Source organism: Pontibacter sp. Tf4, assembly GCF_014212495.1.
GTDB lineage: Bacteria > Bacteroidota > Bacteroidia > Cytophagales > Hymenobacteraceae > Pontibacter.
In genome coordinates this window covers 536,438-557,351 of sequence record NZ_JACKZC010000001.1, presented here as the reverse complement: position 1 = coordinate 557,351, position 20,914 = coordinate 536,438, and the positions used below count along the sequence as shown (strand labels likewise).

Genomic DNA, 20,914 nt, shown 5'->3' with positions numbered 1-20,914 from the left:
CATTAAAACTATGGATAACCAGGCACCCGACGGTAAAAAAATTTCGCAGAGCTCTTTATTCCAACGATTTATAGAGAAGGCAGAACGTTACATTAAACACCCCGCCGAAGTAACCAGACTCCTGAACGAAGCCTTTAAAAAAGCGACCGCGAAAAAAAGTGTGGGCACCCTGGCCGCCGAAGCATGGGAAAACCTGCAGCTGCTTTCGCGCATGATAAAGTCTGCTGTGGGCGGCGAGTATAAAGGCATACCCACTACCACGCTGGTAGGTGGCGTAGCTGTTATCATTTACTTTATTACCCCCATCGACCTGATACCGGATTTTATACCGGTAGTTGGTTTGCTGGATGACGCCAGCTTGCTGGCCTGGTTTATGACCAGTATAAAAACAGAGCTCGACCGCTTTAAAGAGTGGGACCTGCAGCAGCAGGAGCAGCAGCGTCAGGAGGCTCATAACAGCGCCCCACACAACGCCGACACCTCTTTTGGCACACCCAAGTACGCCGACCGCCCGGACAATACCGTAGAAGTAGATAAGCAAACAGATGTATAACCTTAAACTACTATACCTATGGAAACCAATAAGAAAGACAAAGACCAGCAAAACAAACCCAACACCCAGCCGCAAAACAAGGAACAGGACCCGGAAGTAGCCGGAACTGGCAAAGCCAACCGCGAGCCTACTTTGCGCGCATCAACTACAGACAGCAGCCGCGTACCTAAAAACCGGCACGATGACATGACCACCGGCGGCAACATCCGCTGATATTTCTGAAAATTTTGTCCAATACCCTGCCCCTGCAAGGCAGGGTATTTTTTTATACTACACGCTGTTTTATTACCTGCAAAGGCATCATAACAGGCTTAACTCCTTTCAGATATAGTACAATTCAAATACATCTATCTAAATAAAAAAAGAAAAAACGGCGCTATATATTGGATTGCTAAGGCAATAATTCTCTATCTTTGGTTTTAGAGATTTTGTACTTTAACTTTTAGCCAAGGTGCCTACAACATTTTTAAAGCTCTCATCTGTTAATGTTCACATTGACGGTATCGGGAAAGTGCTGATCGAGCGCAGCGATAAAGCCAAGCGCATCAGCATTAGTGTACGCCCTCTGAAAGGAGTAAGAGTAGCAGTGCCCCCGCATATCAGTTTCGACAAGGCAGAGCAGCTTATTTACACCAAAGCCGACTGGATACGTGAACATCAGCAGCGCATGCAGGAACAGGAAACCAAAGTTACTGTTTACGATTCCGACACGGAGTTCAGGACCAGGTTCCACAAATTACGCCTGCTGATGCATGCGCAGTATACTATGCGTTGCGTGATAGAAGACGGCTACATTAACGTATTTTACCCTGCCCACAAAAGCGAGAAAGATCCTGAGGTGCAGAAGTTCATCCGCAAATCGGTGGAGGAAACGTACCGCAAGGAGGCCAAGGAATACCTGCCGCAGCGTGTTGCCTTTTTTGCAGAGCGGTTCGGGTTCAGTTACCAGAATGTGTTTATCAAAAACGCAAAAGGCCGCTGGGGAAGTTGTTCGCATACCAACAACATTAACCTGAACCTGCACCTGATGCGCCTGCCCGACGCCCTCTGCGATTACGTGATCCTGCACGAGCTGGCCCACACGGTAGAGAAAAACCACGGCCCCCGCTTCTGGAAACTGCTGGAAAAAATCTGCGGCAACTCCAAAGCCCTGGACAAGAAACTAAAAGATTACAAGATCTCGATTTTCTAAGCTATCGGAACACAACTACTTTAAGATTTTCAAGACTTAAGAATTCAGGTTAAGTGGCAACTATAGTTTGCTGTGGGTCCTGAACTATAAGTATCTTAAAAGACGACACATTGCTGTGTCGTCTTTTTTATTTGGGGCTATAGTATCAACTATAGCAGGAATTCCCCTCTTGAGAGGGGCAGGGGTGTTATGGCAAAGGCTTAACGCCTCTTCTCACAAGAGCCTTCCAGGATGACAAGATGAATGGTAAGTAAACGTTCCCCTCCTTAGATAAGGAATGCTATAGAACTATAGCCACAGCCTGTCCCTGACGGGCCAATTGAGTCGGGAGACTCAACACTATAGTTAGTCACGAGTTTGGAAACTCGCGCCAGCAAAATATGCTGCATCAAACTATAGAACTATAGTTCTATCTCACTACTCCCACAATTCCCCTTAATCAGCGGTTCAGACAAACAAAAACCCCCTCCTGTTTTTAGGAGGGGGCTGGGGGGAGGTAAAAGCAAACCTTAAACCGTCTGCTCTTCTTTCATCTTTTTCAGGTTCAGGAGCATATCGGCGGTCATGGCATCCAGGTCGTAAGCTGGTTTCCAGTTCCAGTCCTGCTGTGCGGCGCTGTCGTCTATGCTCTGTGGCCACGAATCGGCAATCTGCTGACGCGAATCTGGCTTGTAGCTGATCTCAAATTCGGGGATATGTTTCTGGATAGAAGCTGCGATCTCTTTTGGTGAGAAGCTCATGGCGCTCAGGTTATACGAGCTGCGTACTTTCACCTGCTCGGTCGGGGCGTGCATCAGGTCCAGGGTAGCTTTCAGGGCATCCGGCATGTACATCATTGGCAGGTAGGTATTCTCGCTCAGGAAGCACTCGTAGCTGGCGCTTTCCAGCGCCTGATGGTAAATATCTACGGCATAATCGGTGGTGCCGCCGCCCGGCAACGCTTTGTACCCGATCAGGCCAGGGTAACGCAGGCTGCGCACATCCAGGCCGTATTTCTCAAAGTAATATTCGCACCAGCGCTCACCTGCCTGCTTGCTGATACCATATACCGTGTTCGGGTCCATGATGGTATGCTGCGGCGTGTTCTGGCGTGGGGTGTTCGGGCCGAAAACAGCGATAGAGCTTGGCCAGTAAACTTTCTCCACTTTCTGCTCCAGGGCCAGATCCAACACGTTAAACAGGCCATCCATGTTCAGCTTCCAGGCAAATTTTGGGTTCTTCTCGCCGGTTGCCGACAGCACGGCTGCCAGGTGGTAGATCTGCTTGAATTTATATTTTGCGGCCAGTTCGCCCATTGCTTTGGGGTCCAGCACGTCTATCTTCTCAAAGGGTCCGGAATCGCGCAGGTCGGCTTGTTTGGGTGCTGCAATATCTGCTGCCACTACATTACTTCCGCCGTACATATTACGCAGCTCCAGGGTGAGCTCAGAGCCAAGTTGCCCGCAGGCACCAATCACCAATACCGTGTCGCTTGTGTTTGCCATAGTTAAAGAAAAAATCAGTTACGCAAAGTAACTTATTTCAGTGCAATCCTGAAAGTATAAACTATAAGAAACACATGCCTTTGCAGAAGATTATTGCCTAAATGCAAAAAGAGCGAAGCCGGTTGCCATCGCTCTCCTTTACCAAACTAATCTAACTTTTTACTCACCTTGCAACAAAGGTAAGCCCGGTAGCTGAGTCCCGGAATAGCTGGCAGCAGACTTAAAGATTAAATAATATGGCTGCAAAACGAACCACTACCGTACTGGCTTGCGCACCGGATTTTCCTATATTTGTACGTATGAGCCACAATGGCTTGATGGATACCGCATGACGTTTGAAGAATATCTTGTAAAGAAGCGCATTAACCAGGCTGCATTTGCCGCCGGCGACCCCGGCCGTTTTGCGGCCTGGCAGGATATGTACGCTCAGATGCACCCCAACAGCTTTTATGTGGCCGTAAAGATGGTGATAAACGACGTACGGTTGCGCTATCATTTAAAAGAAGAGGACATTCCGAAAGCGGCGCCGGCTACGGCAGCACCACGCCCGGTAATGCGGCGTGCTGCACCGGCTGCAACAACTACAGAAACACCAACTGTTCCACAGGAAACAGCTGCAACTGAAGACGCTCCAAAACCACGCCCTGTAGTGAAACGCCCAACTATAGCCAGACCAACTATAGCCGAAGGCGAAACCACAGCACCGGAAACAACTGAAACAAACAAGTCTGCTGAGCCAGCCAAGCCGCGTCCGGTTATAAAAAGGCCTGTTATCAGCAAACCGGCTGCACCAACAGAAGAAGAAACTACAGAAGTAAAACCAGTAACCGATAGCCCTGCTCCTGCTGCCCGTCCACGACCGGTAATTAAGCGACCGGCTGCATTACAGAAACCTGGAACTGAAGCAGAGACCCCAAAACAGGAGGCAGCACCAGACACAACTATAGTTCCGGCTGCGGAAGCAAAGCCTGAAACAGCAACACCGCGCCCACGCCCTGTTATAAAAAGACCAACGTCACTACAGAAACCAACTGAAGATAAACCTGCTGAAACTACAGGCACACCGGAAACTATAAATCCAGCAAAAGCAGCAGCAGCCACAGAAACGCCTAAACCAGCCCGCCCGAGACCGGTGATCAAACGCCCTGTTGCGTTGCAGAAACCGGCTACTGAAGAAGCTAAACCTGAGGAAACGACTGCCAGTGAGCAAACTATAGCTCAGCCGACCCAGGAAGCTGAGAAACCGAAGCCGCCAAGACCGCGCCCGGTTATTAAACGACCGACACCAGCTGCTGAACAAACTATAGCTGAAGACAAACCGGAAGAACCGGCGCAGCCAACTATAGAAAAGGCAACTGAATCCGAAGTTCCTGCTGCGCAAACTATAGCACCGGAAACGCCTGCGCAGGAGCCAACAGATGAACCGATAAAACCAAAGCCGCCTCGCCCAAGGCCCATCATCCGGAGGCCACCGCCAAAAACCGATGAGCCTGGCAATGCAAGCGGCGTATAACTATAGTTTATAGTAAATTCAGACCGAGTAACGAACAACGATAAACGAATAACGAAACCATGTACGAAACTTTAAAACCGGATCTGGTACAGCAACTGAAAGAGATTGAAGCTGCCGGATTATATAAAAAAGAGCGCATCATTACCACCCCACAAGGTGCTGACATCGACACAACGCAGCAGGCACATGTGCTTAACTTCTGCGCGAATAACTACCTGGGCCTGTCGGCACACCCAGCGGTAATTGAAGCAGCCAAAAACGCTATTGATACACACGGTTATGGCATGAGCTCGGTGCGTTTTATCTGCGGTACCCAGGATATCCACAAAGAACTGGAGCGTAAACTATCTGAATTTTTAGGTACGGAAGATACTATCCTGTACGCAGCTGCCTTTGATGCCAACGGAGGTGTGTTTGAACCATTATTTGATGCTGACTCGGCTATCATCTCTGATGCCCTGAACCACGCATCGATCATTGATGGTGTGCGTTTGTGCAAGGCGCAGCGTTTCCGTTACGAGCACAACAACCTCGAAGACCTGGAAGCTAAACTACAGGAAGCCCAGAGCGCCAAGCACCGCGTTATAGTTACCGATGGTGCCTTCTCGATGGATGGGACCGTAGCACAACTGGATAAGATTGTAGCGCTTGCCGACAAATACAAGGCTGTTCTGATGGTAGATGATTCGCACTCTACGGGCTTTATGGGCAAAACGGGCCGCGGCACGCACGAGTACCACAACGTAATGGGCAAGATCGACATCATTACCGGTACGTTGGGCAAAGCGTTGGGCGGTGCCATGGGTGGTTTTACATCCGGCCGCAAAGAGATCATCGATATGCTGCGTCAGCGTTCGCGTCCTTACCTGTTCTCTAACTCATTGGCTCCATCTATAGTTGGCGCCTCTATCGCCGTGCTTGACTTGCTGAGCTCAACTACTGAGCTACGCGATAAACTGGAGTGGAACACCAAATATTTCCGTGAGCAGATAACCGCTGCCGGTTTCGATATTAAGCCAGGCGACCACCCGATTGTGCCGGTAATGCTGTATGATGCCCCGCTTGCCCAGGAATTTGCGGCTCGCATGCTGGATAAAGGCATTTACGTGATCGGCTTCTATTACCCGGTTGTACCAAAAGGCCAGGCCCGTATCCGTGTGCAGCTGTCAGCTGTGCATGACCGTGTACATATTGATAAGTGTATTGCCGCCTTTACCGAAGTGGGCAAAGAACTGGGTGTGATAAAGTAAGCAACTATAGTTTACCATCGCACCAGTTTAATAATAATTACAGAAAGCCACTCCAACTATAGGAGTGGCTTTTTTTATGCTTCGGATTTGCTAACTTGACGTTTAAACAACAGACACCACATGGAAATTGTCACTCCTAGCCTTAGCCCTTTGGCTTATAGTATCATCGTAACCTTACTCATTATTTATTACGCCGGGGCGCTGGTGTCGCTTATTCACCTGATCTTTAAATCGGATTACAACCTGAAGGAACGACTACTCTGGATGCTGGCCCTGTGGCTGCTGCCTATAGTTGGGCTGGTAGCGTATTGGGTAATGTGGAGAAGGCGCACATACCGGTAATTTAAGGGATTTCTCTGATTATTATGACTTCAAACTGGCGCAGGTATCTGACCGGTGACGTGCAGCGAGCGCTAGTCTCCAGACTCGCTGGGGTGTAGTTGTAATGCACCGTCAAACTATAGTTGAGCCTATCGTTCCATAGCGGAGACGCAGAGTATTGCGTCTCTACATTCCGGTTAATCCCAAAAATCCACCTAAATCCCGGTTCAGACAGAGATCCTGAAAATCAGAAAAATCCCCTTAATCACCGGTCTTATTAGGCAGCACTTACAGATTTCTCGGAAGGGCTTATAGTTGGGCGCTGGTCGGTATCGAACAGGAACTGGTTGAGCTTTACGCGCAGGTCGGCAGATGACAGGTTACGAAAAGCTTCGCCGTTACGCACCAAAGCAATTTGGCCGGTCTCTTCCGAAACGACTAACACAATGCTGTCCGTGATCTCGGTTAAGCCGATGGCCGCACGGTGGCGTAAGCCCATAGATGCCGGAATTTCCTGGTTTTCAGACACTGGAAGAATGCAGCGGGCCGCTTTAATGCGATTGTTGGCTATGATCACGGCGCCATCGTGCAGCGGGCTGTTCTTGTTAAAGATCGACATCAGCAATCGCTTCGAAACAACTGCATCAATCAGATCCCCCGACTCGGCATAGTATTTCAGTTCAGAGCTCTTGGCAAACACAATAAGGGCTCCTGTATTCTTGGCAGCCAACGATTTGGCCGCTTCAATAAACGGCGTAAGGCTCAGCTTTTCGGAGGTGTCGCGGCGCCACGGGAAACCCCAGAAACGCTCGTGGTTAAGAGCCGTGGTTTTACCGATCATTAACAGAAAACGACGGATCTCGGGCTGGAAAAGGATGATGGCGGCAAGCACACCTACGCCCATAAACTGGCCCAGAATAATACTGAGCAGTTCCATGCCGGCAGCACGCACCACCAGGTACAACAGGTAAATAGAGAGCAGGCCTAAGAAGATCTTGAGCGCAACGCTACCGGTCAGCAGCTTGTATAGTTGATACAACAGCGCGGTTACGAGCAGTATATCAATTACATCGAGCAGCTCGATCTCTAAAAACCCTATCGTGAATAAGAATGTCAAAGTGTTGTTTTCTTGTATAGTTCTACTGCCTGCTTAGTTTCTTTTACGTCGTGTACGCGCAAAATATTGGCTCCTTTCATCAGCGCAATGGTGTTCACAACTATAGTACCAGTTAAGGCGTCGGTCTGGTGAATGCCCAGCGTTTTGTATACCATCGATTTGCGCGACATACCCACCAGCACAGGTAAACCCAATATACGGAAATCTTCCAGACGGTTCAGTAATTCAAAGTTATGTTCTGTCGTTTTTGCAAAGCCAAAGCCGGGGTCCAGTATGATATCGTTAACGCCAAGCTTTGTGAATTTAGCCACCTGCTGCTGCAGTTCGTCCAATACTTCTATAGTTACATTGCTATAGTTGGCCATACTTTGCATGGTTTGGGGCGTGCCGCGCATGTGCATTAAAATGTACGGTACCTGCAGCCGGGCTACAGTTTCAAACATCTTGTCATCCAGCGTACCACCTGCCACATCGTTAACTATAGCTGCACCGGCTTTTATAGTTGCTTCTGCCACATCGGCCCGGAACGTATCCACCGAAATCACCACATCCGGAAACTCCTTAACTATAGCTTCAATGGCGGGTATCAAACGATCCTGCTCTTCCTGCGACGAAACTTCTGCTGCGCCGGGGCGTGTGGAGTAACCGCCAATATCGAGGATGTCAGCCCCTTCAGAGAGCATTACACGGGCACGTTCAACGGCTTCTTCAGTAGAACTCAGGCGGCTGCCGGGGTAAAAAGAATCGGGGGTAAGGTTGAGAATGCCCATTACCAGCGGCGTGTCCAGCGAGAGGAGCTTTCCGCGGCAATTGAGTGTGGATTTTTTCTTAAAAAGCGTATCTTTCGAATCCAATGTAGGCATTTAGGTCTATTGATTTTAAAATTAAAACTAAAAAGTTGATTAGTCAAACACTCCAGGAATATAATCAGGTAGTACAGCGCTGCAAAGATACTTTTGTTAAAAAGACGAAAGACTATGGCACGGCCTGGCGCGTGCTCCGGCTACCTTCTATTACCGATCAGATCTTTATCAAGGCGCAGCGCATCCGCTCTATCCAGGAGAAGGGCAAGCAGCTGGTAGAAGACGACATCCGCGATGAGTTTGTAGGCATTATAAACTACTGCGTAATTGCCCTGATGCAGCTTAGCCTGCCAGCCGATGCCGAACAAACCCTGCCAGCCGAAGAAGTAGAGCGCCAGTACACGCACCACATCGAAGAGAATATAAAGCTGCTTACGGCCAAAAACCACGATTACGGCGAAGCCTGGCGCGATATGCGTGTTAGCTCCATCACCGATATTATCCTGATGAAACTATACCGCACCAAGCAGATCGAAGACAACGAAGGCCAGACCCTGATCTCGGAAGGTGTAGAAGCCAACTACCGCGACATGATCAACTACGCCGTTTTCGCGCTGATAAAGCTGGGTGCGGCGGAGAAGGTGCAGTAAACTATACTTTGTGGTTGAGTGCTATAGTTACCAATTATAGTTGCTTCTATAATTGTCATTTCGAGTGCAGCGAGAAATCTATTCAGAATCTGAGATAGATATCTCACCTTGTTCGAGATGACAGTGGGGTTTATAGTTACTTTTCAACTTACTTTATAAACAGCCTGATATGAATGTTGTTAACCTGATTCTCGCTATCTCCTTTTCTATGCTTAGCATAGTGTTCTTATTCTGGATGAAGGAGATACTTAAGCAGAAAGGATATAAAGTAAGTGGACTTGTTAGCCCGGCTGACTATGTAAAGATGTTTGATCTTGTATCTGATACAGAAGACAGCGTCAAAAAGAGAAAATATGCAACTCTACTATTAGCTTCAATTGCAAGCCCATTTTTAATGTTTGTTTTCTTCATAACAGGCGCAGAATCCGTTGGTGAATGGCAGTGTCGGCGCTATAATGATTACTTAGCTCATTCTGTTCAGGGAGTAGTAGTTGAGAAATATATTGACCAGCCAAACCATGCACTCAAGACTTTAACAATAAATGTGAATGGGTCAACTTTTAAAGAAACAGAGCTAACTTTAGCTATTCCAGAATTGTTTGATTTTGTTGAAAAAGGAGATACCATTTTTAAGGAAGCTGAAAGCCCTTATGTATTGGTAAAGGGCACAAATGGAGAAACCCAATTTTCTGATTTAGACAATCCTTGTAATATCAGTAAAGACAAACTATAAACTTATTAACTTTCTTACTCTCTAACTTTCTAACTGAAAGCAGAACCATGAAATACATCACCAAATTCTTCTGGCTCTTTGTGGGCGTGCTGTTCATCTTTTCGGGACTGATCAAGATAAACGACCCGGTTGGCACTGCCATTAAACTGGAGGAGTATTTCGAAGTTTTCTCGACGGACATTGCGCCGTTCTTTAAATCGTTGGAGCCGTTTGCGCTGTTTCTGTCTATTTTCCTGAGTGCGCTTGAAATTGTGCTGGGCGTGGCGCTGCTGGTGCGCTGGAAACTGAAAGAAGTGCTTTGGCTGCTGCTGGCCATGATCGTGTTTTTCACCTTCCTGACGTTCTATTCGGCCTATTTTAACAAAGTAACCGACTGCGGCTGCTTCGGCGACGCCATTAAACTTACGCCGTGGGAGTCGTTTACCAAAGACATTGTGCTGCTTGTGATGATCATTGTGCTGCTGATGACACAACGTTACCTGCAGCCATTTATCAGCCAGAAAGTGGGGGCAACTATAACGGCACTTACGGCTATCCTTTCGGTGGGCATTGGCTGGTTTGCTTACGAGAACCTGCCTTACATCGACTTCCGCGCTTATAAGATCGGTAATAATATCCCGACGCTCATGAAGCCATCGGCACCGCTGAAGTACAAGTATATTATGACCAAAGGTGGCCAGGAGCAGGAGTTCACAGAATACCCGACCGACACTACCTGGACCTTTAAAGAAATGGTAGCCGTTAACCCGGAGGACGGCCCGAAGATCACCGATTTTAACGTCTGGACCGACGAAGGCAACTATACCCAGGAAGTGCTGACCGGCAACAAGCTTATCGTTATAATACACAGCGTAGCCAAAGCCGACACCGACGATTTTGAACGCATAAACGCCCTGATAGCCGCCGCTGAGAAAGAAGGTATTACCCCAATGGTGCTAACCAGCAGCAGCGCGCCGGAGTTCGAGATGTTCCGCCACGAAGTAAACCTGGCTGCCCCCTACTACTTCGCCGACCATACGGTACTGAAAACAATTATGCGCGCCAACCCGGGCATCTGGCTACTAAAAGACGGCACCACCAAAGGCCTGTGGCACCATAACAACACACCAACTATAGAAGAAGTAAAGGCGGCGCTTGCTAATTGATAATCGTTACTCAACATTGTCATCTCGACGTCAGGAGAGATCTATTTAGAATTTGAGATAGATTTCTCGCTAAGGCTCGAAATGACAAGTATAAGAACTATACTTTAGAGATAAATATGAAAGCAAAACTACTACTGGTACTGTTACTGTTTGTGTCCTCTTTTGCCTTTGCGCAGGATAATAAGAAAGCTGTTGAAGCAAGGTTAACAGAATATCTAAATTACATGATCAGTAAAGACTTTAACAAAGCGATGGATTACGCTCCTGATGAGTTGTTTGAGATTGTTCCGAGAAGTCAGATGGTTATGGCAATGGAGAAAGTTTTCAGCGACCCTTCTATGGAGTTTAACATCACAGAACCTAAGATACTACACGCCGGAGATACTGAAAAGATTGACGACAAGCATTACATGCTCCTAAAGTACTCTAATGTGCTAAAGATGAAGTTTAATAATGCTGATGTGAAAACTGAGACTGAAGATGAGCAAAAGTTCAGAATAAACCTGATGAAACTTTCATTTGAAAAAATGTTTGGCGAAGGAAATGTTAAGTATGATGAGAAGACTGAGTTCTATGATATTTATGCTGAAAAAGACGTTTATGCTGTCTCAAAAGATGGAAAAACAGATTGGCGATTTGTAGTTGTAGACAAGGACCAGAAGGTTATGCTTGGTAAGCTTTTACCAAAGCAGCTTATTGACCGAATAGACTTTAGTAAAAACTAACTATAGCTAGTGAACAGAGATTAACAATTCAGCCATTTAACAATTCAGCCATTAAATAGATGAAATTCATAGGATTTATACTTAGCCGACTGGGGCACGGCCTGCTGATCATGCTGGGTGTGCTGGTGGCGGTATTCTTCCTGTTTAACGTACTGCCCGGCGATCCGGTGGCGATGCTGGCCGGCCAGCGCTCCGACCTTAGCACCCGCGAAGCCATTACCAAAGACCTGGGCCTGGATAAACCGCTGCCGGCGCAATTGCTGTACTATATAAACGATGTGTCGCCGCTCTCGGTGCATGAGGATACGGAAGCCAACCAGCAGAAGTATGAGTACAAAACTATAGTTGATTTTGGCGATGATGTATTGGTGTGGAAAACGCCTTACCTGCGCCGCTCGTTCCAGAGCAATAAATCTGTAACCGATATCCTGTTAGATCATTTCCCGGGCACGTTGTGGCTGGCTGTGGCTGCCATGCTTATCGCTACCGTATTCGGCATCCTTTTCGGGGTACTGGCATCGCTTAAACCACATAGTACATTAGATCATACACTCATCACCACATCCGTGCTGGGCATCTCGGTACCGTCTTTCGTAGCGGCTATTCTTATTGCCATCACCTTCGGTTTTTACTGGAGCGACTGGACCGGCCTGAGCCTGACCGGACAACTATACGAAATAGACCCGTTTGAAGGAAAAGAGCTGAAGCTGCAAAACCTGCTGCTTCCGGCTTTTGCGCTGGGTATTCGGCCGCTGGCAGTTATAGTTCAGCTCACACGCAGCTCTATGCTCGATGTGATGTCGCAGGACTATATCCGTACGGCTCGTGCCAAAGGTCTGAACCGAAGCAAAGTTATAGTTAGCCATGCCCTTAAAAATGCCTTGAACCCAGTGGTTACAGCAGCTTCGGGTTGGATGGCTTCGCTTATGGCGGGCGCGTTCTTCATCGAGTACATCTTTAACTGGAAGGGCCTAGGCGCCGTAACCATACAAGCCGTTCAGAACCTCGATTTCCCGCTGGTAATGGGTGCCACTTTGTTTGTAGCTTTCCTCTTCGTGCTTATCAACATCTTCGTAGACCTGCTCTACGCCGCCTTAGATCCACGCGTTAAACTTGATTAATGAGTAATTAATAATGATAAATGATTAATATCAAGATGATGTCAGACCACAATTATTCATTACTCATTCATAATTAATCATTAAAAAAGATGTTAATCTTTTTACTCGGTATGATGGGGAGTGGCAAGACCACGCTGGGCAGGGAGCTGGCTGAAAAGCTGAATTATAGTTTCGTGGACCTGGATGCCTTTATCGAAGAAAAGGAAGGCAGAACTATAGCTGAGATTTTTGCTACCGATGGGCAGGAGAAATTTCGGGAACTGGAAAATCAGGCGCTGCAAACTATAGTTACCAACTTTAGCCAAACGGTAGTGGCTACAGGCGGCGGGGCAGCTTGCTTCCATAACAACATGCACCTGATGAACGCGGCCGGAGAAACTTTTTTCCTGGATGTGCCAACAGAATTGCTCGCCCAAAGGCTCTCACAATCAGACCTATCTACGCGCCCTTTGCTGGCTGGCAAAACACAAGCCGAACTAATCTCGTTCTTAGGCAAAACATTAGCAGAACGTCGTCAGTTTTATGTGCAGGCAAAGCACATACTGGCAATGCCCCCGTATACTATTAAAGCACTGTTGGCGTTGCTTCAGCTGTAAACCAGGTAGCCAAACTATACCTGCGGTTAAGCGCTGCATCGGAGCATTTTCTGATTTTATTTAGTTTTGCGGCCTGAAAGAACTAAAGCGTAAAATAAACTATGAAACCCAATCACAAAGGAAGAGCCCAGATCTTCGAGAACCCTGTTCTTGAAAGGCTCACCAGAACACACATTTCCCTTCCTATTACTATTTTTATTGCCATCTCGGTTGGTTTGATCTATTATGGCCTTACCTATGGTTTTATGGATGTGCTGGAATCGATCGGCCTGTTCTTTCTGGGTTGGTTTATTTTCAGCCTGATGGAGTATTCGGCGCACCGTTTCATCTTCCATATGGATACCGACACGCCTGTAAAAGCGCGTATCCAGTACACTTTCCATGGCAACCACCACGAGTACCCCAAAGACAAAGAGCGCCTGGCTATGCCGCCAATCGTTAGTGTGCTGATCGCGTCGTTCCTGTTCTTTGTGTTTAAGCTGATCTTCGGGCCACTGGTATTCGGAATTCTGGCGGGTGTGTTATTTGGCTATGCGTTGTACCTGTGGGTGCATTATGCGGTTCATGCCTACGCGCCACCAAAAAACTTCCTGAAAACGCTCTGGATCCATCACAGCATCCATCACTATAAAGACCCCGAAGTAGCTTATGGGGTATCGTCGCCGCTCTGGGATTACATTTTGGGAACCATGCCCAAACGGCAACGCTAAGAAATGAAAAAGGAGCCTTTCGGCTCCTTTTTTTATCTTCTGAGTTTCCGGAATATCCAGGCAAGCAGCACCACGATCAGCACAATAATGATCAGGGCTGTCCACATGCCGGCTTTAAAAATATCTCCTACCAGTTCGCAGCTGCTCATGGTCAGCATCAGCACCACGATCAGAGCTGGTAAATATGTCCTTAAGTTATTCATAGTTTTATCCTTTATAGTTTCAACAGGTGTTCTCATGGCGTTTTATCACCCGTCACATGAAAATATACCTATCTGTTGATACTATAAATACAGGCAAAAGGTTGAAGATGACTGCAGAAGGCGAATTTATGCAGGACCTGCAGTGGCCATAGCAAAACATAGCTTGCATGTTGGCAGCTTGTATTAATACAACTACATGAGTTATATTAGTAAAACCATATATAATAGCTATGAAACACTTATTTAACCTTAGTCGCCTGTGGCTTTTAATGCTGCTGATGGTATGCGCCGGTTTTGCTTCAGCGGGGATTAGAAGTACCAAGCCGGCAGTTTCTACCTCCGTTAGCACCGAGAGTACTGTTTATATCTGCGCCAGCCCCAAAGCGTATGCCTATCATAAAACAAAAGCCTGCAGAGGACTTAACCGCTGTGCCTATGAGGTAAAGCAAGTCTCGCAGCGCGACGCGACTGCAAAACACAGAAGAACGGCTTGCAAGGTATGTTACTGATGAGATACCCAAAGCCCTGAACGCAAAAAAGCCACTCATTTCTGAGTGGCTTTTGCTCCCCCTCCTGGGCTTGAACCAGGGACCCCCTGATTAACAGTCAGGTGCTCTAACCAACTGAGCTAAGGAGGAATATTTATGTTCAGTGGCGGCCTCTACCGCCGAATGATGATGCAATATTACAGCCCTTCCGGCGATTATGCAAGCCCTGTCGCTAAAAAATCTTTTACTTTTTTATAAGAATCTGACTTTCAAAGCAAAAATTTAGTTGGTGATGTAAAGAATGTTGTTGCTAAGCGAGGTGCGGTATTGCAGCAAGCCATAAACTGCCGGCCCCGAGGTTACTGCACCCTGAAAATTAAACTGCGAACCACAGCAACTATGCGTTAAAAACAGGTTCGATTGGTCTACCGAAACCACACCGCAATTGGCTTCGGGGTCGTAAGGGCAGGCTCGCTCAAAAGCGTAATAGGTGCTGGCATTCTGGCGCACCACTATAATACCACGGTAGCCGCCCTGTATGTAAGCATAACCGCCGTCCTGGCGCAGCATGGGGTACTGCAAACTGTTCACGCTGATCTGCTCGTTAACCGGCACATTAGGTATGCCCGGCCGCACGGTATCAGAACTACAGGCACTAACTATAACTATAGCCAGCAGCGCGAAAAGCCTACTTATAATCGTAGAAACCTTTGCCAGACTTGCGCCCGTGGTGGCCGGCGTCAACTTTCTGTTGCTGTATGCGGCTTGGTCTGAATTTAGGATCATAGTGGAAAGCCTCGAACATGGAGCTGGTTACTGAGAAATTGGTATCTACACCGATCAGGTCCATCAGCTCAAACGGTCCCATCTTGAAGCCACTGGCCTGCATCAGCTTGTCAATGGTTTCTACTTCGGCTACGTCTTCTTCCAGCAGCTTCAGTCCTTCTACGTAAAAGTGGCGTGCTACACGGTTAACGATAAAGCCCGGCGAATCTTGCGCCATAACCGGCGTTTTATCCAGCTTCTGGGCCAGCTTTTTTATCGTATGCGCTACTTCAGCGTCAGTGGCCGCTCCTGATATTACTTCAACCAGCTTCATAATATGGGCCGGGTTAAAGAAGTGCATCCCCACCACACGCTCTGGATTGGGCACACCTGCCGCAATGCGCGTAATCGGAATAGATGAAGTATTGGATGCCAGTATAGTCTGGTTAGAGTTGATATCGGCCAGCTCTTTAAAGATGCTCTGCTTTACTTCCAGGCGCTCTACTACCGCTTCGATAATGACATCACAATGCAGGTCCAGCGTATTGCCGGTAAAAGTAAGGTTAGCCAGCGTCGCTTCTTTCTCAGCTATAGTTAGCTTGCCACGCTCTATGCCCTTATCCAGATTTGCTGCGGTGGTTTGCTGCGCCTTTTCGAGCACAGTAGCATTTATATCGAACAGGATGGTTTTATAGCCTGCCTGCGCACAGATCTGCGCAATACCCTGCCCCATCGTACCGGCACCAACTATACCTATCGTCTGTATATCCTCGAATTTCATAGTTTAATTGCTAGTTGTTGGTTGTTAATTGTTAAAAAGCTGATGTTATAGTTAACGGCTTACTATAGGCGAAGCTCAACAATCAACAGTTTAACAATCAACAATTAAATCACCCCTTCAAACTGGCGAAGGAAGCGCACGTCGTTTTCGGTGAACAGGCGCAGGTCTTTTATCTGGTACTTCAGCATAGTAATACGCTCGATGCCCATACCAAACGCGAAGCCGGAATATACGTTCGGGTCGATGCCGCAGCTTTCCAGCACAGCAGGATCTACCATACCGGAGCCGCCGATTTCTACCCAGCCGGTTTGCTTACAAATGTTACAGCCTTCGCCTTTACAGATCAGGCACGAAATATCGATCTCGGCACTTGGCTCTGTGAATGGAAAGAAAGACGGACGGAAACGAACTTTGGTATCCTGGCCAAAAAGCTCTTTGGCAAAGTAGTAAAGGGTTTCTTTCAGGTCTTTAAAGCTTACGCCTTTGTTTACGTACAAGCCTTCTACCTGGTGGAAAACCATATGCGCTCTGGCAGAGATAGCTTCGTTACGATACACACGGCCCGGCATAATGCTGCGCAGGGGTGGCTGGTTATTCTCCATCAGGCGCACCTGAACATTGGAAGTATGGGTACGCAACAGGTGGTTCTTATCTTCGCTCAGGAAGAAGGTATCCTGCATTTCGCGGGCAGGGTGGTTCTCCGGGAAGTTAAGTGCCGTAAAGTTGTGGAAATCATCCTCCATCTCCGGTCCTTCGGCTACGTTAAACCCAATGCGCTCAAAAATGCGCACGATCTCGCGGCGCACCAGCGACAACGGATGGCGTGTGCCTAACGTGTTCGGAATAGTTGGCAGCGTAAAGTCGAAACCAGTATCGGTGTTGCTTTCATTGCTGTTTGCCAGTTGTTCCTGTGCCTGGTCAAAACGCTCCTGGGCGCGGTTTTTAAGTTGGTTCAGCTGCTGACCCACTTCACGGCGCTGCTCCGGTGCAACTTCTTTCAGGTTATCAAAAAGGGCTGCAATCTGGCCTTTACGACCTATATAAGTAATTCTAAACTGCTCCAGCTCGGCTGCGTTGCCAAGCGGGGCGGCCTCTATCTCTTGTGCTACTCGTTGTATGTTCTCCACCATAGTATGCAAAGATAATAAATTGAAGGATTACCCCATCCCAACCTTTCCCTAAAAACAAGGGAAGGAGCTTAGTTATAGTTTTATAGTTTCTGTTGGTCCAACCACCCCTAACCCCTCCTTGTCTAAGGCGGGGAATATTTACCTCACCCCAGCCCTCTCCTTTTATCGAGGGCCCCTACCCCCAAAACAGGAGAGGGAGTTTTTGGACAGCTATAGTTTGGTTTATCGTTCTATGGTTAGCATTGTAACACCCCTGTAGTCCCCTCAAGGGGACAGTCTTTACTACTATAGGTTGAATTTTAGTTCTATAGTTACTGACCGCGAGCAGGCAGGCGCAGCCTGACACAAGGAACTATAGCCACGAGAAGAAATGATCTACTACAACCAAGAGACAGTAAGTAAACTATAGCTAAGGTATTGACTATCGAATGTGATTTCAGTCTTTGGGTTGAGCGCCTTTGACTTGTTGCGGTGCCGCAGGCAATCCGACGCAGGAGGATAGCAAGAAGGCAAAGGCGCGATGCCCGAAGACGGGGCCTCCCGGCCTGGGAGGGAGCCAACGAAACTATAAGACTATAGATAACTAGAGCTCCCAGGATTGGTAGAAACTATGGAACAATGGCTTGGTTCGAGTAGTAGGCAAAGTCAACTACAGGACATATAAGATGCCTTGACTGACGCTCGACATGACAAAAGAGGAACCACATCTTATCAAACTATAGCCCAGACGCTCGTAGGAGCTGCGCACGCTACGAGGTCTTACTCCTATCAATCTTTAAATCCTGCTTCAGACAAATCCATAACGATAGCTTTCAGAATCAAAATAATATAGCAACTTTACTATACTATTGTTGAGCGGCGGGTATCAGCACACCTTCGTTTACCGACGCAACCCTGCAGCTTACCGACTTTTTGCCTTTGCCAGCCTACTAACTATAGCCGCCACATGCTGATTGAAGTACATTTGATCAGAAATTAAAACATAACAACTATGGAAAATCAAGATCTGAACACAAACAAAGGTTACAAAAACTGGAAGAACCGTACCGACAACAGAAATGGCCGTGTAATGGCCGGGTTGCTGCTAATAGGCATTGGCTTAGTATTGCTGGCTTCTAAAATGAACCTTATTTTCTTGCCGAACTGGCTATTCTCGTGGCCGATGATTCCTATTTTGGTGGGCTTATTTATTGGCTTCAAACATTCATTCCGTAACCCAGCCTGGATATTGCCGGTAGCGTTAGGCCTAATCTTTCTGATCGATAGATTTGTACCCGGCATATCATTTAAAAATTACCTGTGGCCAGTTGTAGTGATCGTAATCGGCCTTTGGGTAATGCTTAAACCAAGACACAGCTATAACTATAATGCGCGTTACGGTGCCGGCACTACAACGTTCCCACCTGTTGGAATAGCTACTTCTGAGCCTGTTACCACAAGCAATTATACCGAAGATGCAGCGGCATCCGGAGATGATTATGTGAACTCTACAGCCATTTTTGGCGGCGTAAAGCGCAACATCCTGTCTAAAAATTTTAAAGGCGGCGAAGTAGTGAGCGTATTTGGTGGCAACGAGCTTAACTTTTCACAATCAGATATTCAGCACCCGGTTGTGCTGGACACGACACAGATATTTGGAGGCACATCGCTCATCATCCCGCCACATTGGGAAGTACGCTCTGAGGTTGTGGCCATATTAGGCGGTGTTTCGGACAAGCGCATGATGTTGCCCGGCGGCTACGATCCAAACAAAGTCCTTATCATAAAAGGCACTGCCCTTTTTGGCGGCCTGGATATTAAAAGCTACTAATTTAGACTACTGCAAAAGATGTCTCCAACAAGGGTAATCTGGCTTTGTGTGGCGTGGGCGGCTTTCTGGTCGGGGGTATTTGTACTGGTGCTATTGCCTGCAAACTATAGCCTGAGCCTGACCTTTAAAGATGCGCTGCTTTACAACATGCTACTAACTATAGCCGGTTACGCTGCAGGCACGGGGCTGCGCTATTATCAGCCTACGTTGCGCCAGGGTGTGTTGCTTTTAGCCTGGAGTTTGGGTTTAGCCGGTATCTGCACACTGATCTATAGTTTGCTTATCGAGAGATTAATAACCCATGAGCTCTACCTGGATTTTGTTGGAGATTCGTTGCCGATGCGGCTGGTATTTGGGTGGTTGCTGCTGCTGCTGTTGTTGCTGATAAACTGGTTCTGGTTTTATACAAAAGAGCAGCGACAGCACGAAGAGCGCAAAGCCGCCACTGAGAAACTGGCCCGTGAAGCCGAACTGTATACGTTGCGCCAGCAACTGCAGCCACATTTCCTGTTCAACAGCCTGAACTCGATCAGTGCGCTGGTGGGGAGCAGGCCGGAGCAAGCCAGAACTATGGTACAGCAGCTCTCCGACTTTTTGCGGGGAACACTACGAAAGGAAAACCAACAGCGCGTAACCCTGGCCGAGGAGCTGACCCAACTGGAACTATACTTAGCTATTGAGAAAGTACGTTTCGGGCACCGGTTGCAAACTATAGTTGATGTTCCGGAAGATGCAAAAGTGTTGCAATTACCTGCTTTATTGTTGCAACCATTGGTAGAGAATGCCATTAAGTTCGGCCTGTACGGCACCACCGGCGACACAACTATAAGCATAAAAGCGGACCGGGCAGATGAAGGATTAGTTATCAGCGTTCGGAACCCTTTTGACCCGGATGCCTCGCAGGCGCATGAAGGCACAGGATTTGGCTTAAACTCGGTGCAGCGCAGATTATACCTGCTTTACGCCCGCCCCGACCTAGTACAAACCCAACAGCACGAAAATCAATTTACCACCACCGTAACCTTACCACAAAACTATGATCAAGTGCCTCATAATTGACGACGAACCGCTGGCCCGCAGTATAGTTGCCGAATACCTGCAGCAGCACCCCGATGTAACGATAGTGCAGGAGTGCGGCGACGGTTTTGAAGGTATAAAGGCCATCAAGCAGCACCAGCCCGACCTTATCTTTCTGGACATCCAAATGCCGAAGATAAACGGGTTCGAGATGCTGGAACTGGTAGAGCAGCGACCGGGCGTGATCTTTACCACCGCCTTCGATAACTATGCCCTGAAAGCTTTTGAAGCCAATGCGGTGGATTATCTGCTAAAGCCTTTCAGCCAGGAGCGTTTTGATGCCGCACTGAAGAAGTGGCAGGAAAAGCGAACGATAGAAACTATAGACAAGCCAACTATAAACCTGAGCGAAGTGCCCGCTAAACAGCCCGAAGAGCGCATGCGCATTGTCGTAAAAGCCGGCAACGATATTCGCATCATACCTGTGCAGGATGTGCTGTACCTGGAAGCTTACGACGATTATGTAAAAATCCACAGCAAAGACGGCCTCTTCCTGAAAAAGAAAACAATGGGCTATTACGAACAGACACTCGACCCGGCGCAGTTTGTTCGCGTGCACCGCTCCTATATGATTCCGATTGCCCAGCTCACCCGCATAGAACCCTTAGAGAAAGACAGCCACGTTGCCCTGCTCAAAAACGGCGTGCGTATCCCACTGAGTAAGAGCGGTTATACCAGGCTGCGCACCGTGCTGGGGCTGTAATTTTTTTTCTATTAATCTTCTGTGTTGCAACATCACCCTTACGC

The 20,914-nt window shown here is 47.7% G+C and carries 23 protein-coding genes and 1 tRNA gene; 16 read left to right on the top strand and 8 right to left on the bottom strand.

The window, feature by feature from the left end; genetic code table 11:
* Positions 1 to 10: 10 nt before the first annotated feature.
* The 3 genes from H7F15_RS02400 (at position 11) to H7F15_RS02390 (ending at position 1,745) form a co-directional block, all read left to right on the top strand.
* The gene (locus H7F15_RS02400; RefSeq protein ID WP_185195339.1) at positions 11 to 553 is read left to right on the top strand and encodes a YkvA family protein; all 543 of its coding nucleotides are present in this window, start codon (positions 11 to 13) and stop codon (positions 551 to 553) included.
* Between the two features lie 18 nt (positions 554 to 571).
* Positions 572 to 766, top strand: a complete 195-nt coding sequence (locus H7F15_RS02395) for a hypothetical protein (protein WP_185195338.1) — start codon at positions 572 to 574, stop codon at positions 764 to 766.
* Positions 767 to 1,004: 238 nt separating this feature from the next.
* On the top strand, positions 1,005 to 1,745 hold the full coding sequence (locus H7F15_RS02390) for a SprT family zinc-dependent metalloprotease (protein ID WP_185195337.1): 741 nt from the start codon (positions 1,005 to 1,007) through the stop codon (positions 1,743 to 1,745).
* A gap of 509 nt (positions 1,746 to 2,254) precedes the next feature.
* Here the strand turns inward: H7F15_RS02390 and H7F15_RS02385 are convergent.
* The gene (locus tag H7F15_RS02385; RefSeq protein ID WP_185195336.1) at positions 2,255 to 3,229 is read right to left on the bottom strand and encodes an NAD-dependent epimerase/dehydratase family protein; all 975 of its coding nucleotides are present in this window, start codon (positions 3,227 to 3,229) and stop codon (positions 2,255 to 2,257) included.
* Positions 3,230 to 3,557: 328 nt separating this feature from the next.
* On the opposite strand from H7F15_RS02385, the gene H7F15_RS02380 reads away from it, so the two are divergent.
* From H7F15_RS02380 to H7F15_RS02370, 3 genes are all read left to right on the top strand, one after another.
* Positions 3,558 to 4,742 carry a hypothetical protein gene (locus H7F15_RS02380; protein ID WP_185195335.1) on the top strand — a complete coding sequence of 395 codons (1,185 nt, stop codon included), beginning with the start codon at positions 3,558 to 3,560 and terminating at the stop codon, positions 4,740 to 4,742.
* 59 nt (positions 4,743 to 4,801) lie between these two features.
* Positions 4,802 to 5,992: a glycine C-acetyltransferase gene (gene kbl / locus H7F15_RS02375; RefSeq protein WP_185195334.1), complete on the top strand. Its 1,191-nt coding sequence runs from the start codon at positions 4,802 to 4,804 to the stop codon at positions 5,990 to 5,992.
* A 120-nt stretch (positions 5,993 to 6,112) separates the two neighbouring features.
* Positions 6,113 to 6,334, top strand: a complete 222-nt coding sequence (locus tag H7F15_RS02370; protein WP_185195333.1) for a PLDc N-terminal domain-containing protein — start codon at positions 6,113 to 6,115, stop codon at positions 6,332 to 6,334.
* Between the two features lie 256 nt (positions 6,335 to 6,590).
* Here the strand turns inward: H7F15_RS02370 and cdaA are convergent, their stop codons facing one another.
* Complete coding sequence (cdaA, locus tag H7F15_RS02365) at positions 6,591 to 7,430, bottom strand: diadenylate cyclase CdaA (protein ID WP_185195332.1); 840 nt, start codon at positions 7,428 to 7,430, stop codon at positions 6,591 to 6,593.
* Entirely contained in the window at positions 7,427 to 8,293 is an 867-nt protein-coding gene (gene folP / locus H7F15_RS02360; RefSeq protein WP_185195331.1) for a dihydropteroate synthase, read from the bottom strand. The genes cdaA and folP overlap by 4 nt, the downstream gene beginning before the upstream one ends.
* 35 nt (positions 8,294 to 8,328) lie before the next feature.
* On the opposite strand from folP, the gene H7F15_RS02355 reads away from it, so the two are divergent.
* From H7F15_RS02355 to H7F15_RS02325, 7 genes are all read left to right on the top strand, one after another.
* Positions 8,329 to 8,883, top strand: a complete 555-nt coding sequence (locus tag H7F15_RS02355; protein WP_185195330.1) for a DUF1599 domain-containing protein — start codon at positions 8,329 to 8,331, stop codon at positions 8,881 to 8,883.
* Between the two features lie 169 nt (positions 8,884 to 9,052).
* Positions 9,053 to 9,616 (top strand): hypothetical protein, encoded by a 564-nt coding sequence (locus tag H7F15_RS02350; RefSeq protein WP_185195329.1) that lies wholly within the window; start codon positions 9,053 to 9,055, stop codon positions 9,614 to 9,616.
* A gap of 47 nt (positions 9,617 to 9,663) precedes the next feature.
* Positions 9,664 to 10,761, top strand: coding sequence for a BT_3928 family protein (locus H7F15_RS02345; protein WP_185195328.1), 1,098 nt, complete (start codon positions 9,664 to 9,666; stop codon positions 10,759 to 10,761).
* Positions 10,762 to 10,877: 116 nt separating this feature from the next.
* Entirely contained in the window at positions 10,878 to 11,486 is a 609-nt protein-coding gene (locus H7F15_RS02340; protein WP_185195327.1) for a hypothetical protein, read from the top strand.
* A gap of 59 nt (positions 11,487 to 11,545) precedes the next feature.
* Complete coding sequence (locus H7F15_RS02335; protein ID WP_185195326.1) at positions 11,546 to 12,607, top strand: ABC transporter permease; 1,062 nt, start codon at positions 11,546 to 11,548, stop codon at positions 12,605 to 12,607.
* A gap of 89 nt (positions 12,608 to 12,696) precedes the next feature.
* On the top strand, positions 12,697 to 13,203 hold the full coding sequence (locus tag H7F15_RS02330) for a shikimate kinase (RefSeq protein WP_185195325.1): 507 nt from the start codon (positions 12,697 to 12,699) through the stop codon (positions 13,201 to 13,203).
* 101 nt (positions 13,204 to 13,304) lie between these two features.
* Complete coding sequence (locus H7F15_RS02325; protein ID WP_185195324.1) at positions 13,305 to 13,913, top strand: sterol desaturase family protein; 609 nt, start codon at positions 13,305 to 13,307, stop codon at positions 13,911 to 13,913.
* 32 nt (positions 13,914 to 13,945) lie between these two features.
* Here the strand turns inward: H7F15_RS02325 and H7F15_RS02320 are convergent, their stop codons facing one another.
* The 5 genes from H7F15_RS02320 to pheS form a co-directional block, all read right to left on the bottom strand.
* Positions 13,946 to 14,152, bottom strand: coding sequence for a hypothetical protein (locus H7F15_RS02320; protein ID WP_185195462.1), 207 nt, complete (start codon positions 14,150 to 14,152; stop codon positions 13,946 to 13,948).
* Positions 14,153 to 14,680: 528 nt separating this feature from the next.
* Positions 14,681 to 14,754: transfer RNA gene (locus tag H7F15_RS02315), tRNA-Asn, on the bottom strand.
* A gap of 132 nt (positions 14,755 to 14,886) precedes the next feature.
* On the bottom strand, positions 14,887 to 15,348 hold the full coding sequence (locus H7F15_RS02310; RefSeq protein WP_255481035.1) for a hypothetical protein: 462 nt from the start codon (positions 15,346 to 15,348) through the stop codon (positions 14,887 to 14,889).
* On the bottom strand, positions 15,293 to 16,150 hold the full coding sequence (locus H7F15_RS02305; RefSeq protein ID WP_185195323.1) for a 3-hydroxyacyl-CoA dehydrogenase NAD-binding domain-containing protein: 858 nt from the start codon (positions 16,148 to 16,150) through the stop codon (positions 15,293 to 15,295). The genes H7F15_RS02310 and H7F15_RS02305 overlap by 56 nt, the downstream gene beginning before the upstream one ends.
* 104 nt (positions 16,151 to 16,254) lie before the next feature.
* Positions 16,255 to 17,280 carry a phenylalanine--tRNA ligase subunit alpha gene (pheS, locus tag H7F15_RS02300; protein ID WP_185195322.1) on the bottom strand — a complete coding sequence of 342 codons (1,026 nt, stop codon included), beginning with the start codon at positions 17,278 to 17,280 and terminating at the stop codon, positions 16,255 to 16,257.
* Between the two features lie 991 nt (positions 17,281 to 18,271).
* On the opposite strand from pheS, the gene H7F15_RS02295 reads away from it, so the two are divergent.
* From H7F15_RS02295 to H7F15_RS02285, 3 genes are read left to right on the top strand one after another with little or no spacing between them, the layout of a single operon-like run.
* Complete coding sequence (locus H7F15_RS02295) at positions 18,272 to 19,090, top strand: LiaI-LiaF-like domain-containing protein (protein WP_185195321.1); 819 nt, start codon at positions 18,272 to 18,274, stop codon at positions 19,088 to 19,090.
* Between the two features lie 18 nt (positions 19,091 to 19,108).
* Positions 19,109 to 20,149, top strand: a complete 1,041-nt coding sequence (locus H7F15_RS02290) for a sensor histidine kinase (protein ID WP_185195320.1) — start codon at positions 19,109 to 19,111, stop codon at positions 20,147 to 20,149.
* Positions 20,127 to 20,870, top strand: coding sequence for a LytTR family DNA-binding domain-containing protein (locus H7F15_RS02285; RefSeq protein WP_185195319.1), 744 nt, complete (start codon positions 20,127 to 20,129; stop codon positions 20,868 to 20,870). Before H7F15_RS02290 ends, H7F15_RS02285 begins: the two co-directional genes overlap by 23 nt.
* Positions 20,871 to 20,914 lie beyond the last annotated feature (44 nt).

Excerpts from the sequence above, each read along its gene's own strand:
- H7F15_RS02370 (WP_185195333.1), top strand. The coding sequence starts at position 6,113 with ATGGAAATTGTCACTCCTAGCCTTAGCCCTTTGGCTTATAGTATCATC.
- H7F15_RS02325 (WP_185195324.1), top strand. The coding sequence starts at position 13,305 with ATGAAACCCAATCACAAAGGAAGAGCCCAGATCTTCGAGAACCCTGTT.
- folP (WP_185195331.1), bottom strand. The coding sequence starts at position 8,293 with ATGCCTACATTGGATTCGAAAGATACGCTTTTTAAGAAAAAATCCACA.
- H7F15_RS02380 (WP_185195335.1), top strand. The coding sequence starts at position 3,558 with ATGACGTTTGAAGAATATCTTGTAAAGAAGCGCATTAACCAGGCTGCA.
- H7F15_RS02335 (WP_185195326.1), top strand. The coding sequence starts at position 11,546 with ATGAAATTCATAGGATTTATACTTAGCCGACTGGGGCACGGCCTGCTG.
- H7F15_RS02305 (WP_185195323.1), bottom strand. The coding sequence starts at position 16,150 with ATGAAATTCGAGGATATACAGACGATAGGTATAGTTGGTGCCGGTACG.
- H7F15_RS02400 (WP_185195339.1), top strand. The coding sequence starts at position 11 with ATGGATAACCAGGCACCCGACGGTAAAAAAATTTCGCAGAGCTCTTTA.
- H7F15_RS02350 (WP_185195329.1), top strand. The coding sequence starts at position 9,053 with ATGAATGTTGTTAACCTGATTCTCGCTATCTCCTTTTCTATGCTTAGC.
- H7F15_RS02340 (WP_185195327.1), top strand. The coding sequence starts at position 10,878 with ATGAAAGCAAAACTACTACTGGTACTGTTACTGTTTGTGTCCTCTTTT.
- H7F15_RS02290 (WP_185195320.1), top strand. The coding sequence starts at position 19,109 with ATGTCTCCAACAAGGGTAATCTGGCTTTGTGTGGCGTGGGCGGCTTTC.
- H7F15_RS02330 (WP_185195325.1), top strand. The coding sequence starts at position 12,697 with ATGTTAATCTTTTTACTCGGTATGATGGGGAGTGGCAAGACCACGCTG.
- H7F15_RS02395 (WP_185195338.1), top strand. The coding sequence starts at position 572 with ATGGAAACCAATAAGAAAGACAAAGACCAGCAAAACAAACCCAACACC.
- H7F15_RS02320 (WP_185195462.1), bottom strand. The coding sequence starts at position 14,152 with ATGAGAACACCTGTTGAAACTATAAAGGATAAAACTATGAATAACTTA.
- pheS (WP_185195322.1), bottom strand. The coding sequence starts at position 17,280 with ATGGTGGAGAACATACAACGAGTAGCACAAGAGATAGAGGCCGCCCCG.
- H7F15_RS02385 (WP_185195336.1), bottom strand. The coding sequence starts at position 3,229 with ATGGCAAACACAAGCGACACGGTATTGGTGATTGGTGCCTGCGGGCAA.
- H7F15_RS02295 (WP_185195321.1), top strand. The coding sequence starts at position 18,272 with ATGGAAAATCAAGATCTGAACACAAACAAAGGTTACAAAAACTGGAAG.
- kbl (WP_185195334.1), top strand. The coding sequence starts at position 4,802 with ATGTACGAAACTTTAAAACCGGATCTGGTACAGCAACTGAAAGAGATT.
- H7F15_RS02345 (WP_185195328.1), top strand. The coding sequence starts at position 9,664 with ATGAAATACATCACCAAATTCTTCTGGCTCTTTGTGGGCGTGCTGTTC.
- H7F15_RS02285 (WP_185195319.1), top strand. The coding sequence starts at position 20,127 with ATGATCAAGTGCCTCATAATTGACGACGAACCGCTGGCCCGCAGTATA.